At 70.4% G+C, this 14,542-nt stretch carries 19 protein-coding genes; 5 read left to right on the top strand and 14 right to left on the bottom strand.

The annotated features are described in order from the left end of the window. Positions 1 to 68: 68 nt before the first annotated feature. The gene (tatB, locus tag L324_RS30035) at positions 69 to 497 is read right to left on the bottom strand and encodes a Sec-independent protein translocase protein TatB (protein ID WP_037316273.1); all 429 of its coding nucleotides are present in this window, start codon (positions 495 to 497) and stop codon (positions 69 to 71) included. Between the two features lie 55 nt (positions 498 to 552). Continuing rightward, positions 553 to 2,094 carry a S1C family serine protease gene (locus tag L324_RS30030; RefSeq protein WP_037316272.1) on the bottom strand — a complete coding sequence of 514 codons (1,542 nt, stop codon included), beginning with the start codon at positions 2,092 to 2,094 and terminating at the stop codon, positions 553 to 555. 161 nt (positions 2,095 to 2,255) lie between these two features. Here L324_RS30030 and L324_RS30025 point away from each other — a divergent pair, with 161 nt between their 5' ends. After that, positions 2,256 to 2,918 (top strand): LppU/SCO3897 family protein, encoded by a 663-nt coding sequence (locus tag L324_RS30025; protein WP_037316270.1) that lies wholly within the window; start codon positions 2,256 to 2,258, stop codon positions 2,916 to 2,918. 9 nt (positions 2,919 to 2,927) lie between these two features. Here the strand turns inward: L324_RS30025 and L324_RS30020 are convergent, their stop codons facing one another. Both L324_RS30020 and sigE read right to left on the bottom strand, forming a co-directional pair. Continuing rightward, positions 2,928 to 3,605 (bottom strand): anti-sigma factor family protein, encoded by a 678-nt coding sequence (locus L324_RS30020; RefSeq protein ID WP_037316267.1) that lies wholly within the window; start codon positions 3,603 to 3,605, stop codon positions 2,928 to 2,930. Then, positions 3,602 to 4,204 (bottom strand): RNA polymerase sigma factor SigE, encoded by a 603-nt coding sequence (gene sigE, locus L324_RS30015; RefSeq protein WP_044854623.1) that lies wholly within the window; start codon positions 4,202 to 4,204, stop codon positions 3,602 to 3,604. Before sigE ends, L324_RS30020 begins: the two co-directional genes overlap by 4 nt. A gap of 198 nt (positions 4,205 to 4,402) precedes the next feature. Here sigE and L324_RS30010 point away from each other — a divergent pair, with 198 nt between their 5' ends. Further along, a complete protein-coding gene (locus L324_RS30010; protein ID WP_037316264.1) occupies positions 4,403 to 5,056 on the top strand; it encodes an O-methyltransferase in 654 nt (217 codons plus the stop codon). Positions 5,057 to 5,069: 13 nt separating this feature from the next. On the opposite strand, the gene L324_RS30005 is transcribed toward L324_RS30010, so the two are convergent. Next, the gene (locus L324_RS30005; protein WP_037316261.1) at positions 5,070 to 6,314 is read right to left on the bottom strand and encodes an MFS transporter; all 1,245 of its coding nucleotides are present in this window, start codon (positions 6,312 to 6,314) and stop codon (positions 5,070 to 5,072) included. A 105-nt stretch (positions 6,315 to 6,419) separates the two neighbouring features. Between L324_RS30005 and L324_RS30000 the strand changes: the two genes are divergently transcribed. Continuing rightward, positions 6,420 to 7,304, top strand: coding sequence for a LysR family transcriptional regulator (locus tag L324_RS30000; protein WP_438938470.1), 885 nt, complete (start codon positions 6,420 to 6,422; stop codon positions 7,302 to 7,304). Positions 7,305 to 7,373: 69 nt separating this feature from the next. Then, positions 7,374 to 7,985, top strand: a complete 612-nt coding sequence (locus L324_RS29995) for a phosphatase PAP2 family protein (protein WP_037316257.1) — start codon at positions 7,374 to 7,376, stop codon at positions 7,983 to 7,985. Between the two features lie 20 nt (positions 7,986 to 8,005). Here the strand turns inward: L324_RS29995 and L324_RS29990 are convergent, their stop codons facing one another. After that, complete coding sequence (locus L324_RS29990) at positions 8,006 to 9,481, bottom strand: leucyl aminopeptidase family protein (protein ID WP_037316254.1); 1,476 nt, start codon at positions 9,479 to 9,481, stop codon at positions 8,006 to 8,008. Positions 9,482 to 9,571: 90 nt separating this feature from the next. Next, the gene (locus tag L324_RS41800; protein ID WP_005155393.1) at positions 9,572 to 9,739 is read right to left on the bottom strand and encodes a DUF3117 domain-containing protein; all 168 of its coding nucleotides are present in this window, start codon (positions 9,737 to 9,739) and stop codon (positions 9,572 to 9,574) included. Positions 9,740 to 9,935: 196 nt separating this feature from the next. Between L324_RS41800 and L324_RS29985 the strand changes: the two genes are divergently transcribed. Then, positions 9,936 to 10,730: an enoyl-CoA hydratase/isomerase family protein gene (locus L324_RS29985; protein ID WP_037316251.1), complete on the top strand. Its 795-nt coding sequence runs from the start codon at positions 9,936 to 9,938 to the stop codon at positions 10,728 to 10,730. Positions 10,731 to 10,783: 53 nt separating this feature from the next. Here the strand turns inward: L324_RS29985 and L324_RS29980 are convergent, their stop codons facing one another. Genes L324_RS29980 through L324_RS29950 form a run of 7 tightly spaced genes read right to left on the bottom strand, consistent with a single transcriptional unit; the run spans position 10,784 to position 14,462 of the window. After that, the gene (locus L324_RS29980; protein ID WP_037316243.1) at positions 10,784 to 11,353 is read right to left on the bottom strand and encodes a DNA-3-methyladenine glycosylase I; all 570 of its coding nucleotides are present in this window, start codon (positions 11,351 to 11,353) and stop codon (positions 10,784 to 10,786) included. Continuing rightward, positions 11,346 to 11,795 (bottom strand): SRPBCC family protein, encoded by a 450-nt coding sequence (locus L324_RS29975; RefSeq protein ID WP_037316242.1) that lies wholly within the window; start codon positions 11,793 to 11,795, stop codon positions 11,346 to 11,348. The genes L324_RS29980 and L324_RS29975 overlap by 8 nt, the downstream gene beginning before the upstream one ends. Further along, positions 11,792 to 12,094 (bottom strand): DivIVA domain-containing protein, encoded by a 303-nt coding sequence (locus L324_RS29970; RefSeq protein WP_037316239.1) that lies wholly within the window; start codon positions 12,092 to 12,094, stop codon positions 11,792 to 11,794. Before L324_RS29970 ends, L324_RS29975 begins: the two co-directional genes overlap by 4 nt. Further along, positions 12,091 to 12,765, bottom strand: coding sequence for a permease prefix domain 1-containing protein (locus tag L324_RS29965; protein WP_081736515.1), 675 nt, complete (start codon positions 12,763 to 12,765; stop codon positions 12,091 to 12,093). Before L324_RS29965 ends, L324_RS29970 begins: the two co-directional genes overlap by 4 nt. 28 nt (positions 12,766 to 12,793) lie before the next feature. Further along, positions 12,794 to 13,468 (bottom strand): permease prefix domain 1-containing protein, encoded by a 675-nt coding sequence (locus tag L324_RS29960; protein ID WP_051174151.1) that lies wholly within the window; start codon positions 13,466 to 13,468, stop codon positions 12,794 to 12,796. Further along, positions 13,465 to 14,139: a permease prefix domain 1-containing protein gene (locus L324_RS29955; RefSeq protein WP_081736514.1), complete on the bottom strand. Its 675-nt coding sequence runs from the start codon at positions 14,137 to 14,139 to the stop codon at positions 13,465 to 13,467. The genes L324_RS29960 and L324_RS29955 overlap by 4 nt, the downstream gene beginning before the upstream one ends. Further along, a complete protein-coding gene (locus L324_RS29950) occupies positions 14,136 to 14,462 on the bottom strand; it encodes a helix-turn-helix transcriptional regulator (protein ID WP_005155407.1) in 327 nt (108 codons plus the stop codon). Before L324_RS29950 ends, L324_RS29955 begins: the two co-directional genes overlap by 4 nt. Positions 14,463 to 14,542: the final 80 nt, after the last annotated feature.

The raw sequence follows: 14,542 nt of genomic DNA, 5'->3' as shown, positions 1-14,542 counted from the left end.
GACTGAACGCGGTCGTTGCGCGTGCAAGAACCGCATCCAGAGGACTGAATGCGGTCGTTGCCTCGGGGTCAGGTCGCGTCGGGGTCGACCGGCGGGCGCTCCCCCGGCTTCAGGGGCTCGGGCTGGGCGGCCGTCGCCGGGTAGCCGTTGGGCTTCGAAGCCCCGTTGGTCCCGTTGGTCCCGTTCGAACCATTGGTGCCGTTGACGTCCTTGAGCCCCAGCGGATCCGGGTCACCGTCGAACAGGTGCTGGGTGACGACCCGCTTGGGGTCGAAGTTCCGCAGCCCGCGCAGATCCTCCAGCGGCTTGCGCAACTGGTCGAACTCCGGGCCCATTTCCTCGCGCAGTTGCGTCTTGGCCCCGGTCGCGAAATCGCGGACCTTGCGGACACTCTTCGCCAGCCAGGCCGCGGCTTCGGGCAGCCGTTCCGGACCGAGGATGAAAAGACCCGCGACGACGATGATGAGGATCTCGCCCCAGCCGACACTCTCGAACACCTGTGTGAACCTCCGCCTCGGCGTCTTCCCCGTTCAGGGTACCCGGCCGAACTCGCTAGTCCGAGGCCAGTTTGACGTCCACGACAAGGGAAGACCCATCGCGGACAAGCCGGACAGGGACCACTTCGCCGACCTCGCGCGCGCGGACCGCGACGAGCAGTTCCGCCGAGTCGCGTACGAGGCGTCCGCCGACCTCGGTGATCACGTCGCCTTCCTTGATCCCGGCCGAGGCGGCGGGGCCGCCTGGGGCCACATTGCGGACCTGGGCGCCCATGGTGCTGGAGCCCGCGACGGTCGACGAAGCGTTGATGCCGATGTCGGGGTGGACGACTTTTCCGTCCCGGATCAGTGTTTTCGCGATCTTCACCGCGTAGTCACTCGGGATCGCGAAGCCGATACCGATGCTGCCGCCCTCGGCGCTGGACGAGCGGATCGCCGAGTTGATCCCGACGAGCGCGCCGGTCGCGTCGACGAGCGCGCCGCCCGAGTTCCCGTGGTTGATCGCGGCGTCGGTCTGGATGGCCTCGTAGATCACCGGCGCGCTGCCGCCGTCGCCGCCCGCGGTCACCGGGCGGTTGAGCGCGCTCACGATGCCGGCGGTGACCGAGTTCTGCAGCGCCAGCGGCGAACCGACGGCGATCACCGAATCGCCGACGGCCAGATCGGACGACTTCCCGACCTGGAGCGCCGTCAGGTTTTCGACGTTGACCTTGACCACGGCCAGGTCGGTCTTCGCGTCGGCGCCGACGACCTTCGCCTCGACACGCCTGCCGTCGAAGAAAACGGCGGTGATCTTGGTGGCCGAGTCGGCCGTCGCCGCCGAGATGACATGTTCGTTCGTGAGCACGTAGCCCTGGGTGTCGATGACGACCCCGGAGCCCTGCTGACCGGCGTCGGCGCCCGGTTTGAACACTTCGAGCGAGACCACGGCGGGCGCCACCCGGTGCGCGATGTCCGCGATCGAACCCGCCGGACGCTCCTTGGCGGCGTCGGCCTCGGAAATGCTGGCCTCACCGGTCAGTTCGGTGCCCGTGTCGGCGAACCACCAGCCGATCAGCCCGCCCGCGGCGCCGATGAGCAGCGCCACCGCGGCGAGAATCGCCAGCGCCTTCGTCTGCACTCGCCGTCCGAAGAGGACCTCCGGCAGGCTCAGCAGCGCGCCTTGCGGCCGCTTCGCGTCCGTCGTCTCTTCCGAATCCTGCTGGACGGCGGGCCCGGCGAGGACCGCGCCGGAGCCGGGGTCGCGCCACGGATCCGACGTCGTGGTCCAGAGCGGACCTTCCGCGCCGTTCGCGGACGGTTCGGAGCCGTTGGTGCCGTACGGCCGCTCCAGCACGACACCTTCGGCGCCCGGCGGGCGGCGGAAGGCCTCGGCGAGCGATTCCGGGGTCGGCGGGGCCAGGTTCAGTCCCGGCGCGGTCTGCCCGTTCGTGCCGGGCTGGTACAGCTTGTCGAAGGCGCCGTCGACACCACGCGGCCTGCCGAACGTGGCCGCCTGCGCCGGATCGACGGCGGGCCTGGCCAGCGGTCGCGGCGCCAGCCGATCCCCCGCCGGGTCACCAGGCTGCTGCGGATTCGCGTTCGGCTGCTCGGTCATCATTCCCCGGGGCTGAGATCTGGTTGGCCGGACGCGAGAGTACGCCAAGCCTCACCCTTGATTCTGCCGTGACCACGGTGAAGTGCGCGTTGATTCCCTCTCGAAGGCCAGAAATGTGACACTTGAGGCAACCATGTCGCACCTCTGGCAGTCTAACGGGCATGTCGGAGCATCACGGGGGACAATTCCCGCCTCAACAGCAGTGGCCGCAGCAGCCGTACCCGCCTCAGCAGCAGTGGCCGCAGCAACAACAACAGCAGGGATGGCCGCAGCGACCGCCCAAGAAGGGCCTGTCCACCAAGGTGAAGGTGCTGCTGCTCGTCGCCGCGGTCGTGGTGGTCGGCGGCCTCGCCGGGCTGATCATCGTGGCGAAGGCGGCCGCGGGACCGGAGAAGCAGGCGGGAAAGCTGGAAGTCGGCGACTGCGTGCAGCTGACCGGCGCGGGCAAGGAGGCCGACGCGGTGAAGACGCCGTGCAACGCGCCCAACACCCCGTACATGGTCAGCGTCGTCGGCGTGGACAAAGGGGACTGGAACTGCTCGGAAGGCTTCTACCGAGTGGCGATCCCGACGCCGATGCGCGGGGAAGGCGTCGCGTTGTGCCTCGGGGTCAACGGCCAGATCGGAGCCTGCTTCGACGACATCGAGAGCAAGACTCCGCCGAAACTGGTCGAGTGCGGCAAGGCGCGGCTGAAGGTGCTGACCACCGCGCCCGCGAACCCGATGGGGACGGGCTGCCCGGACAACACCGAGAAGACGCTGACCTACATGGGCTACATGGATCCGCGGTTCAAATCGGTCACGATCTGCTTCGGGAAACCCTGACGGAGCGGATCAGCGGGCCGACACGGGCACCGGGGCGCTCGACGGGCTGGTGCTCGGCGCGGGGCTGCGCGGCGGTTCCGGCTGGACGCCGCCGCCCAGCTGCGCGGGCAGCAGTCCGGCGTTGACACCCTGCGGGGGTACGAGAGCGGGGCTCGGCTGGTCTTCGACGCCGTCACCCGAGGTCGCGACGAGGGCCAGGGCGCTCAGCACCAGCCCCGAAACGACGACTCCGGCGCCCTGCGCGTACTTGCGCCGGACGAGGCCGAACCGCCCGCCGCCGAGGACGTTCGGCGACTGGCCCAGTGGCGCCGTTGATCCCAACGGTGCTGTGCCTCCCAGCACTCCGGTGTCACGAAGGCCGGCGACCCTGTCGGGCCGCTGGATGGCCACCAGCTGACCGTCGGCGGTCATCGCCAGATTGTCCGGCGCGCTGGGAAGTTCGGTGTTCTGCGGGATGGAGCACAGGCTGGCCAGGAAACCCGCCGACATGGACGGGGCTCCTGCCTGCTTCACGGCGTTGACGGCCTGTCGCTGCGCCGCGACCTCGGCCGCGCACGACTGACAGCGGGCGATGTGCGCCGACGCCCTGTCCTGGGCGCCGAGGGACAGCTCGCCGTCGACGAAGGCGACGATGGCGTCCGGAAGCAGATGCGACTCGGGGAGTCCCCAACCTCGCGGTGCGGTCATACCCCCACCTTCGCAGACTCCTGCGCCGCGGCGCGACGGCGCTCCAGGGAAGCGCGAAGCGCCTGGCGGCCGCGGTGGATCCGGCTGCGCACGGTGCCGAGCTTGACACCGAGGGTGGCGCCGATCTCCTCGTACGAGAGGCCTTCGACGTCGCACAGCACGACCGCGGCGCGGAACTCGGGCGGCAACTCGTCGAGCGCGGCCTGCAGGTCCGGGTCGAGATGGGTGTCCGAGTAGACCTGCTCCGGGCTCGGGTCGTCACCGACGATGCGGTCGGTGTCCTCGGGGAGGCCTTCCATCCGCACGCGCGAGCGGCGGCGGGCCATGTCGAGGAAGAGGTTCGTGGTGATGCGGTGCAGCCAGCCCTCGAAGGTGCCGGGCTTGTAGGACGCGAGGGAGCGGAAGACCCGGATGAAGGTCTCCTGCGTCAGATCCTCCGCGTCGTGGGCGTTACCGGTCAGGCGGTAGGCGAGCCGGTACACGCGGTCGGCGTGTTCCCGCACGACCTCGTCCCACGAGGGCGGGGTCCATGCGGCCTCGTCCACGGTCACCGGCGTGACCTGGCCCACGAGCTGGTCGTCCTGCATCGTTTCCTGCATCGGGGAAGTAGGCACCTCCATCAGCGTCTCTCCCAACTACTCCACCCAACGCGGGCGATGTGCACGGTGTTCCCGTTGTCGAGAACCAGTCTGTCCGGCCTGCTTATGTTTCTAGTGAGACTGGACTGAGAGGAGGCTGAGAAGTCGGTACCAGGGAGTCTTCGCTGTTTTGTCGATAAGCAGCGCTAACCTCCGCGTGTGAATTCCGGGACGCATGCGGGCTCGCCTGCCGAGACCGCCGACGCCGGCCTCATCGTCGACGGGTACCACCCCGACGACGAGGTACTGGCCACCGCGCGGGCGCGGTCGGCCGATCTGGGGTGCGGTCCGCTGAGCGCGGGCGCCGGCGCGACCTTGCGTTTCCTCGCCACGACACTGCGCGCGAAGGCCGTGGTCGAGGTCGGGACCGGGGCAGGGGTGAGCGGGTTGTGCCTGCTCAGGGGCATGGTCGACGACGGGATCCTGACCTCGATCGACATCGAACCCGAGTACCACCGGGCGGCGAGGGCGGCGTTCCGCGAGGCGGGTTATCCGCCGGGGCGGACCCGGCTGATCATGGGCCGCGCGCTCGACGTCCTCCCCCGGCTCACCCCCGGCGGCTACGACCTGGTGTTCGTCGATTCGGCGCCGATCGAGTACCCGAGTTGCTACGAGAAGGCCGTCGCGCTGCTCCGGCCCGGCGGGATACTGGCGTTCCACAACGTGTCGGGGGCGAGGGTGACCGATCCCTCACGCCGCGATCCGGACACGCTGGCGCTGCGCGAGGTCGCGCGGGCCTTCCGCGAGGACGAGCGGCTGGTTCCGGCGCTGCTGCCGGTGGGTGGCGGGTTGCTGGTCGCCGCGATCGCGTAGCAAGGGACCTTTGCTATCGCCGGGGGCTGAAGGACGCTTTCCCCGCATCTGACGCGGTGAAGGACGCTTTCACCGCGTCAGATGCGGGGAAAGTCCCCTTCACCACGGCCACCGCGGCGAGGGCCAGCCAGCAGGCGGTCAGGACGATCAGCCAGGTCCAGCCCGCTTTCCCGTACACGGTGGCCCCGACGGCGCCGCCGACGCTGCTGCCGAGGTAGTACGACAGCGTGTAGAGCCCGCCCACCTGGCCGCGAGCGTTCTCGGGCGCCTCCGCGGCCGCCCAGCCGTTGGCGACGGCGTGAGCGGCGAAGAAGGCGCCGGTCAGCACCACGAATCCGGCGATGACCAGCGGCAGCGTGTCGGACAGCGTCAGCGCCGCTCCGGCGATCGTGAGCAGCAGCGCCCCGGCGAGCGACCGGCGACGTCCGAAGCGGCCGACGAGCCTGCCCGCGGTCGCCGACGAGACCGAGCCCATCGCGTAGGCGAGGAAGATCAGCGAGGCGATGGCGGGCGAGAGGTTCAGCGGCTCCCCGGTCAGCCGGAATCCGGCGGCGTTGTACAGCGCCACGAACGAGCCCATCGCCAGCAACGCGACCGCGTACTGGACCAGCAGCACCGGCTTCCGGACGGCCGCCCCGAGCCCGGCCAGCACCGCCCGGCCCTGCTCGCGCAGCACCTCTGACCTGCGACGACCGGCGAAAGCGATAGCAAAGGCCCCTTGCTCCCCCGGCGGCAGGGCCAGCACCGTGACCACCGTGCAGACCGCGCCGATCACCGCGACGACGATCAGCGCGCCGTGGTACCCGAAGGGCCCGGCGGTGAACCCCGCCGCCAGCCTGCCGACCATGCCGCCGACGGTGTTCCCGGCGATCATCGCGCCCACCGCCGCCGCGACCCCCGCCTTGCCGAGCCGTTCCGCGAGGTATGCCGCGGCGACTCCGGGGAACCCCGCGATCGCGACCCCTTGCAGTGCCCGCAGCACGAGCAGCGCGGGATAGCTGGGCGCCAGCGGCAGCAGGAAGCCGAACACGACCGAGGCGACCACCGAGGCGATGATCACCGGACGCCGTCCCACGACCTCGGAGAGCACCGCGATCGGCAGCACGGCGATCGCGAGCGCGCCGGTCGCGACGCTCACCGCGAGCGAAGCGCCGCCGGGGTCGAGGTGGTACTGCTCGGCCAGCTGCGGCAGCACCGGCTGGGGCGCGTACAGCAGGGCGAACGAGGAGATCCCGGCCGCGGCGACGGCGATCGTCACGCGGCGGGTGGTTCCGGTGGCAGGCACGACCTCGAAGCTAAGCTTCGCTAAACGATACGTCTAATACGCTCATCTGCCACAATCGATACCATGCTGAATGAAAGGATGACCGCCCAGCTAGCTCCGCAGCTCGCGCTCCTCACCGCACTGCGCCGCACGACGAACGTCACACGCGCGGCCGAACTGCTCGGCGTCCCGCAGCCCACGGTAAGCCGCCGGATCTCGGCGCTCGGCGACGCCCTCGGCGCCCCGCTGACCGTCCCCGACGGGCGGGGCATCCGGCTCACCCGCGCCGCCGAACTGCTGGCCGACGCCGCCGAGCGCGCCCTCGCCGCCGTCGACGCCGGAGTCCGCCAGGCCAGGGAAGAGGTCGACCCCGAATCCGGGCACATCGTCCTCGGTTTCCTGCATCTGCTCGGCCGGTCGCTGGTCCCCACCCTGCTCCGCGGCTACCGCGCGGACCATCCCCACGTGCGCTTCACGCTGGTCCAGGGTTCACGCCAGGACATGGTCGACAGGCTGACCAGCGGCGAACTCGACCTCGCCCTGCTCGCCCCCGCGCCGGTCGACGACCCGCTCCTCGACACCGCCGTGCTCGCCGAGCAGGAGATCTTCCTTTCCGTGCCGACGTCGCACCGCCTCGCCGACCGGCCCAGTGCGGCCATCGAAGACCTCAAGGACGAGGAGTTCGTCCTCCTCGAAACCGGTTACGGCCTTCGCACCATCACCGACGACCTGTGCGCCGCGGCGGGTTTCGAACCGAAGATCGCCTTCGAGGGACAGGAGTCCGACACCGTCCGCGGACTGGTCGCGGCCGGGCTCGGGGTCGCGCTGCTCCCCCGGTTCGAACCCGGGAGCCCGGCGGGCGTCGCCGAAGTCCCGCTGGTGCCGCCGGTGGGGCGGACCATCGGGCTGGCGTGGCGCAAGGACGTCGCCCTGCCGCCCGCCGTGCTGCGGTTCCGGGAACGGGTGCGCGCTCAGCCCCGGTGACGATCGTCAGGGTCGGTCACTGCCGTTCGTCCACCCCGCGGACGCGATGTTTTCGCTAACTTCGGGTGAATGTACGACGACATCGTGGAGTTGGCGGGTGAGAGCCCGAGCTGGCTCCAGGCGGCGGGAATCGTGTTCACCGAAGCGGGATTGCTCGTCTTCGTGGGGCTCTTCGCCTGGATGTTGTGGCGGGCGCGCACTTCGCCCGTCCGGATCGCCGTGGCGCTGCTGCCGCCCACCGCGACCGCGATCGCGTACCTGATCAGCGAAGGGGTGAAGAGCGTGATCCAGGAGGACCGGCCGTGCCGGAACCTCGTCACGCTCGTCCACTGCCCGCCGCTCGACGACTGGTCCTTCCCGAGCAACCACTCCACGATCGCCGCGGCGGCCGCCGTCGGGCTGGCCCTCGCCTGGCGGCGGCTCGCGCCGTGGGTGCTCCCGGGTGCGGCGTTGATGGGCTTCTCACGGGTCTTCGTCGGCGCGCACTACCCGCACGACGTTCTCGCCGGACTCGTCCTCGGCACCGTGACGGCGTGGCTCGTGTTCCGGTACCTGACCGGCCCGGCGACCAGGTTCGCCCGCAGGCTCACCGCCCACGCCGGAGACGCGCCGACGCAGCCCATGCCCAGGGTGGACCTGCGGGGCGACAGCAAAGGTCCCTTGCTCCCGCCCCGCAGGTGAACCCCGGGTCAGGCGCAGGGTCAGGCGTAGGAGGCGACCAGTTCGACCAGCGTCCGCGCGGCGAATCCGGTGGCACCCGGCACGACGTCGGCGTAGGTCTTGTCGGCCCGCGCCGGACCGGCGATGTCGAGATGCGCCCACGGCACGTCGCCGACGAACTCCCGCAGGAACAGCGCCGCGACGATGCCGCCGGGGCCACCCGGCGCCTGCCGGACGTCGCCGAGCGAGCCCTGCACGGTCTCGGCCAGGTCTTCCAGTAGCGGCATCCGCCACCACGCCTCGCCGACGCGCTCGCCCGCCTTCGTGACCCGCTCCGCGAGCGCGTCGTCGGTGGCGAACACGCCGCCGGTGCGGACGCCGAGCGAGACCTTCATGGCACCGGTCAGCGTCGCCGCGTCGATCACGGCGTCCGGCTTGTGCTTCTTGATGCCGTAGACGAGCGCGTCGGCCAGGACCATGCGGCCCTCGGCGTCGGTGTTGCCCACCTCGGTCGTCTTGCCGCCGTAGTGCCGGACGATGTCGCCGGGCCGGTACGAGGAGCCGGACACGTGGTTCTCGGCGGCGGGCACCAGCCCGGTCACCTTGACCGGCAGGCGCAGCGCGGCGATCGCGCGGACCGCGGCGATGATGGCCGCGCCGCCCGCCATGTCGGTGCGCATCAGGTGCATGCCGTCGGCCGGTTTGATCGAGAGGCCGCCGGTGTCGAAGGTGATGCCCTTGCCGACCAGCAGCAGATGCGTCGTCGCCCCGCGCGGCCGGTACTCCAGCTCGATCAGCCGGGGCGGCGCGGCCGATCCCCCGCCGACGGCGAGGACGCCGCCGAAGCCCTGCGCCCCCAGCCACTTCTCGTCCCGGACCGTCACGGTCAGATCGGCGATGCCGCCCGCCGCGCGGGCGGCGGTGTCGGCGAGCCAGGTGGGGGTCTTGATGTTCGACGGCGTGTTCGCCAGGTCGCGCGCGAACGCGGCGGCCGCGGCGAGTTCGCGGACCCGCTCCAGCGCCTTCTCGTACGCGGGCACGGCGCGCTCGTGGCGGGTGAGCAACCGCGCGGTCCGCAGACCCGGCTTCGGTTCCTCGGCCGTCACCGTGAACCGGTAGCCGCCGAGAAGCAGCCCGAACGCCAGTTCCTCGACGTGCTCGGCGCCGGCGTCTTCGGGCAGTTCGACGGCGAAGGTACGGAATGCCTTCTTCCCTGCTTCGACGTCTTCGTCCAGCGCCGCCGAGACGGCGCGGACCAGCGCGGCACCGGCCTTGCGGTAGTGCCGCGGCTCGCCGTCGCCGACGCCGGCCAGCCAGCGGACGCCGCCGGTCGGCACGGTCTGCACGTCACCGGCCTTGCCGGTGGGCCGCACGCCGCCGATCTCGTCGAGTCCGGCGTCACCGTCCTCTTCGGACGGCGCCACGATCAGCGTGGCCAGCGGCGTACCGCGCCGGATGTCGTCCGAGACCTCGAGTTCGAGCAGCTTCCCCGGAACGGGGGGTAGCGGGTTACGCACAGTGAGCGACCTCCGGGCGCAGATGAGCCGCGACCCCGGCCTCCGAAGGGAGACCGGGGTGCGGATGGTTGTACGTAGGTGCGGTCCGGCTCAGCCGGTGACCTCCTGCAAGGCCGCGCCGAGATCCTTCGCTTCTTCCGCGGAGAGTTCGACGACGAGGCGCCCACCACCTTCGAGTGGTACGCGCATCACGAGGCCCCGCCCCTCCTTAGTCACTTCGAGGGGACCATCTCCGGTCCGGGGCTTCATGGCCGCCATAGCGTGCTCCCTCCGTCTCAACCGGCGCGCCCGGGTCGCGCTCGTCAAAGCCAGCCGGGTCTACTGTCCATTGTCCCTCATCAGCGGCCGAGCGCGAACGCGGACCGATCTTTTGCCGCCGTATCGGTGCTGGTATGCGGCTCGCGAGGCTGAAAGACTTCGCATCAGACCGCAGTTTCGCCGACTAGGAGATCCCGTGACCACATCCGACGTTCTGCTGACCGCCGACGCCGATGGCGTGCGCACCTTCACGCTGAACCGGCCGCAGGCGTACAACTCGCTGACCGTCGAACTCAAGGAACTGCTGCTTGCGGGGCTGACCGAGGCCGCGGCCGACGACAGCGTCCGCGCGGTCGTGCTGACCGGTTCGGGCAAGGCCTTCTGCGCCGGGCAGGACTTGAAGGAGCACGTCGGGCTGCTGCAAGCGGGTGACCCGGCGCCGCTACACACGGTCAAGGAGCACTACAACCCGATCGTCAAGACGATCATCGGGATGCCGAAGCCGGTCATCGCCGCGGTGAACGGCCCGGCCGCCGGCGCGGGTGCCGCCTTCGCCTACGCGAGCGACCTCCGGATCGCGGCGACGTCGGCGAACTTCCTGATGGCGTTCGCGAACGTCGGCCTCGGCCCGGACTCCGGCGCGTCGTGGACGCTGCAGCGGCTGATCGGCCTCGGCCGCGCGGCCGAGCTGATGCTGCTGGCGCGCACGGTCGACTCGGCCGAGGCGCTGACGCTCGGCCTGGTCGGCGAGGTCGTCCCGGACGAGGAACTGGCGGCCCGTGCGCAGAAGGTCGCCGCGAAGCTCGCGGCCGGGCCGACGGTCGCGTACGCGAAGATCAAGAACGTCCTGTCGGTGGCCGCCGAGTCGTCCCTCGAAACCGCGCTGGCCGCGGAGGACGAGGCCCAGACCGCGCTGGGCGCGACCGCCGACCACACCGAGGCCGTCGAGGCCTTCGTGGGCAAGCGCAAGCCGAACTTCCAGGGCAAGTAACCCTTGCCGCACGTCTCGTGAGTGGTAATGACGGTTCTAACCGTCATTACCACTCACGAGGCGCGGAAGCAGTCCTTCACGTGGTCGTCGACCATCCCGGTCGCCTGCATCAGCGCGTAGCACGTCGTCGGGCCCAGGAACACGAAGCCGCGCTTCTTGAGTTCCTTCGCCATCGCCTTCGACTCGTCGGTGATCGCCGGGACGTCCGCCATCGTGCGAGGCCGGACATGCGACTCGGGCGCGAACGACCACAGCAGGTCGTCCAGCGAACCGTCGAGTTGCTCGATCGCCCGGGCGTTGGTGATCGCCGCCAGGATCTTCGCCCGGTTCCGCACGATCGACGCGTCTTCCATGAGCCGGGCGACGTCGTCGTCGGTGAAGGCCGCGACCTTCTTCGGCTTGAACCGCTTGAACGCCTTCCGGAACGCCTCCCGCTTCCGCAGGATCGTGATCCAGGAGAGCCCGGACTGGAACGACTCCAGGCACAGCCGCTCGTACAACTCCTCGTCGCCGTGCAGCACGACACCCCATTCGGTGTCGTGGTACTCCACGTAGTCCGGGGCCGAATTGCCCCACGAACACCGCTTGACGCCGTCCGAACCCAGCAGACCCGCCTCAGCCAACCCGGTACCCCTCCGCGTACTTCACGAACCTTTGCAGGCACAGCCGCAATCCCAGCTCGAACCCCGGTTTCGCGACCGGCCAGCCGAGCCTGCCGACGACGCCGAACGGCGGCCGCAGATGCTCCGCCCAGACGAACGTCGACGAATGCGGCCCCTTCTCGATCACCTGGAACACCCCGGTGCCCTGCACGAGTTTGCCCAGATGCCGCACGACGCACCGCAGCGGCGGCTCCCAGCTGGTGATCTCCATGGTGTCGGTGAACCCGATCCCGGCGACGCCGGTGAAGGCCGACAGCTTCGAGCCGACGCTGCGCCCGTTGCCCTCGACGACCTTGACGTCGGTGCCGATCATCCACTCGCCCTGGCGTTCCCAGTCGGTCAGCGCGAGCCAAGCCGTCCCGGCCGGGACCGCGACATCGACGGAGACGACGACGTCGGTCACCTGGCACCCTCGCGTTCGGCCTCCAGTTCGGCCACCCGCGACCGCAGCTCGTCGATCTCGACGCCGAGGCGCCGCATCACCCAGTCCACTTCGGACATCTTGTAGCCGCGCAGCACCATCTGGTAGCGGACGGCGTAGACGTCCTCGGCGGTGATGTCCTCGGCGGGCAGCCTGGTCGGCGAGCTGCCGGGCGGCAGCGGGGCCAGTTCCTCACCCCGGCCGAACACCACGGCGGCCAGCAGAAACACCACTGCGGCCACCAGCAGCATGACTACGAGGTAGATCAGGGCGGTCGTCACGTCACGATCGTGGCACACGAACGCCAGGATCGTCGCGCCAGCAACGCGAGTCGCACACTGAGCACCACCCAGAGGATCATCAGGATCCCGCACGGCACGGACAGGAACAGCCGCGACGCGTCGATGATCCCGGTGGCGAACACCAGCATGGCCACCGAAAGCAGGTTCAGCCCGACGGCCTCGCCGATCAGCACGCCGGCGGTCCGGACCAGCCGGACCCCGTCCATCCGCCGCGAGAGCCAGCGCATGCAGACGAGCGCGAAGACGCCGAGCACCGGCACGAGGAACACCGAGCCGTGCGTGAAGTGGGCGATGTACTGGTACCAGGCGGGTGTCGGGGTATCGAGCTGCGACCAGTCGCCGAAGGTCCACTTGCGGGCGTAGTCCCAGGCGATCTGCATCAACGGCACGCCGATGATCAGTTTCCAGAGCGTGCGGGTGCCGCTGTGCATGCCGAGTTCGGCCTGGTAGTCCCGGGCGATCAGGTGCACCGGGCCGAAGTCGTCGACGGCGCGCCGCTGCGCGTCGTGCTCGCTCCAGCCGCCCTCGCGGTAGGCGTCGGCGGCGTCGGTGAGCCCGTCCCTGGCCTCACGCAGCAGATCCCGCTTCGCCGACGCCGGGCCGTCCAGCCGCGACCGCAGGTCGCCGAGGTATGCCTCGATCACACTCATGCCGTAGTTCTCCCGAAACTCCGCGCGGTCAGGCCGCGATCACCCTTGACGGCCGCCGGTGGCGGCGCGCGGCGACCGTGAGCCGCAAGCTGAACAGGATCCACGCCGCGGACATCACCACGCACGGCACGCTGACGACCAGCCGGGCGGGCTCCAGCACCCCGGTCGCGCCGCCGTACATCGTGACGGCGAGCAGGTTCGCCCCCACTGCCACGGCCAGCGCCAGCGCGACCACGCGGGCGGTGGGCCCGCCGTCGCCGCGCCGGGAGAGCTGTCGTGCCGCGATCACCCCGGCGACCGCGACGACCGGGGACAGCGCCGCCAAGGTGTCGGCCGCGTCGATCACGCGGTGGTACCAGGACGGCGGCGGCGCGCCGAACCGCGACCAGTCGCCGAAGCTCAGCGCCCTGGCGAAATCCCAGGCGAACATCAGCACCGGCACACCGATGATCAGCTCCCACAGCACGCGGATGTCGCGCCGGAGGCCCAGCTCCGCCTGATAGGCGCGGGCGATCAGGTCGACCGGGCCGAAGTCGGCGACGGCCCGGCGTTCGGCTTCCGACTCATCGATCCCGCCTTCGCGGTAGGCCTCGGCCGCGTCGTGCAGACCGTCCCTCGCCTCGGTCAGTAGATCGGCCTTCACCGCCGCGGACCCGCTCAACCGGCTTTTCAGGTCGCCGAGGTAGACCTCGATGGCGCTCATGCCGCGAGCAGGGGTCGCGGTCGCCAGGACCGGAAGGCCAGCGGCAGCAGCCAGAAACTGAACGCCACCCAGCCGACGGACAGCACGTTGCACGCCAGGCTCATGTTCATCCTGGCCGGGTCCAGGACCGCGGTGCCGATCGCGAGCAGGAGCATCGCCACCAGGTTCGCGATGGCCGCGGCGCCGACCGTCCAGCGCGCCAGGTTCGCCAGGCGCGTGCCGTCGAGCCTGCGGCCCAGCCAGCGGGTGCCCAGCAGTGCGGCGGCCCCGAGCACGGGCGACACCACGACGAACACCCCGGAAAGATCGACGACGGCCAGGTACCACTCCGGGGTGGGTTTCCCCAGCCCGCCCCAGTCCCCGTAAGTCCAGAGCCGCGCCAATTCCCAGCCCAGCTGGAACAGCGGTACGCCGACGATGACCTTCCACAGGGTGCCGATGTCGCCGCGCAGGGCCAATTCGGCCTGATAGGCGCGGGTGATCAGCTCGGCAGGGCCGAAGTCGGCGACGGCCCGGCGTTCGGCTTCCGGCTCGTCGATCCCGCCTTCGCGGTACGCCTCGGCCGCGTCGTGCAAGCCGTCTCGCGCCTCGGTGAGCAGATCGGCCTTGGCCCCCGCCGATCCGCTCAACCGTCTGTCCAGCTCCGAGATGTACGCCTCGATCACGCTCATGCCGTGCTCCCCCCGAGGACACCACCTATGACAGTGGTGAACTCCTGCCACTCCGCCCGTTCCGCGGCGAGCGCCTTCTGTCCGGAGCGGGTCAGCTTGTACGTACGACGTTTGCGGCCGGACACGACGTCCCACTCGCTGGCGAGGAAGCCGGCGCGTTCCAACCGGCGAAGCGCCGGGTAGACGGTGCCCGTCGGCAGGTCGAGGGCGCCGTCACTGCGGAGCTGGAGCGCCTCGATGATGGCGTATCCGTGCAGCTTCCGGCCGTCGAGGACGGCGAGGAGCAACGCGTCGAGGTGCCCGCGCAGGCTGTCGGCCTTCATAGATAGACAGTCTACACATCGCCGCCTACCAGGGTAGCCGGGTCTTTCCCGGACCCGGCTCAGGGAATGTCCCCCAGATC

Origin of the sequence: Amycolatopsis orientalis DSM 40040 = KCTC 9412, assembly GCF_000478275.1 — a bacterium.
GTDB lineage: Bacteria > Actinomycetota > Actinomycetes > Mycobacteriales > Pseudonocardiaceae > Amycolatopsis > Amycolatopsis orientalis.
This window is presented reverse-complemented; position numbering and strand designations above follow the sequence as displayed.

Coding starts and splice junctions, on each gene's coding strand:
- L324_RS29960 (WP_051174151.1), bottom strand. CDS start 13,468: ATGAGCGCCATCGAGGTCTACCTCGGCGACCTGAAAAGCCGGTTGAGC.
- sigE (WP_044854623.1), bottom strand. CDS start 4,204: ATGCAGGAAACGATGCAGGACGACCAGCTCGTGGGCCAGGTCACGCCG.
- L324_RS29955 (WP_081736514.1), bottom strand. CDS start 14,139: ATGAGCGTGATCGAGGCGTACATCTCGGAGCTGGACAGACGGTTGAGC.
- L324_RS30025 (WP_037316270.1), top strand. CDS start 2,256: ATGTCGGAGCATCACGGGGGACAATTCCCGCCTCAACAGCAGTGGCCG.
- L324_RS30000 (WP_438938470.1), top strand. CDS start 6,420: ATGACCGCCCAGCTAGCTCCGCAGCTCGCGCTCCTCACCGCACTGCGC.
- L324_RS29995 (WP_037316257.1), top strand. CDS start 7,374: ATGTACGACGACATCGTGGAGTTGGCGGGTGAGAGCCCGAGCTGGCTC.
- L324_RS29950 (WP_005155407.1), bottom strand. CDS start 14,462: ATGAAGGCCGACAGCCTGCGCGGGCACCTCGACGCGTTGCTCCTCGCC.
- L324_RS30020 (WP_037316267.1), bottom strand. CDS start 3,605: ATGACCGCACCGCGAGGTTGGGGACTCCCCGAGTCGCATCTGCTTCCG.
- L324_RS41800 (WP_005155393.1), bottom strand. CDS start 9,739: ATGGCGGCCATGAAGCCCCGGACCGGAGATGGTCCCCTCGAAGTGACT.
- L324_RS29965 (WP_081736515.1), bottom strand. CDS start 12,765: ATGAGTGTGATCGAGGCATACCTCGGCGACCTGCGGTCGCGGCTGGAC.
- L324_RS30030 (WP_037316272.1), bottom strand. CDS start 2,094: ATGACCGAGCAGCCGAACGCGAATCCGCAGCAGCCTGGTGACCCGGCG.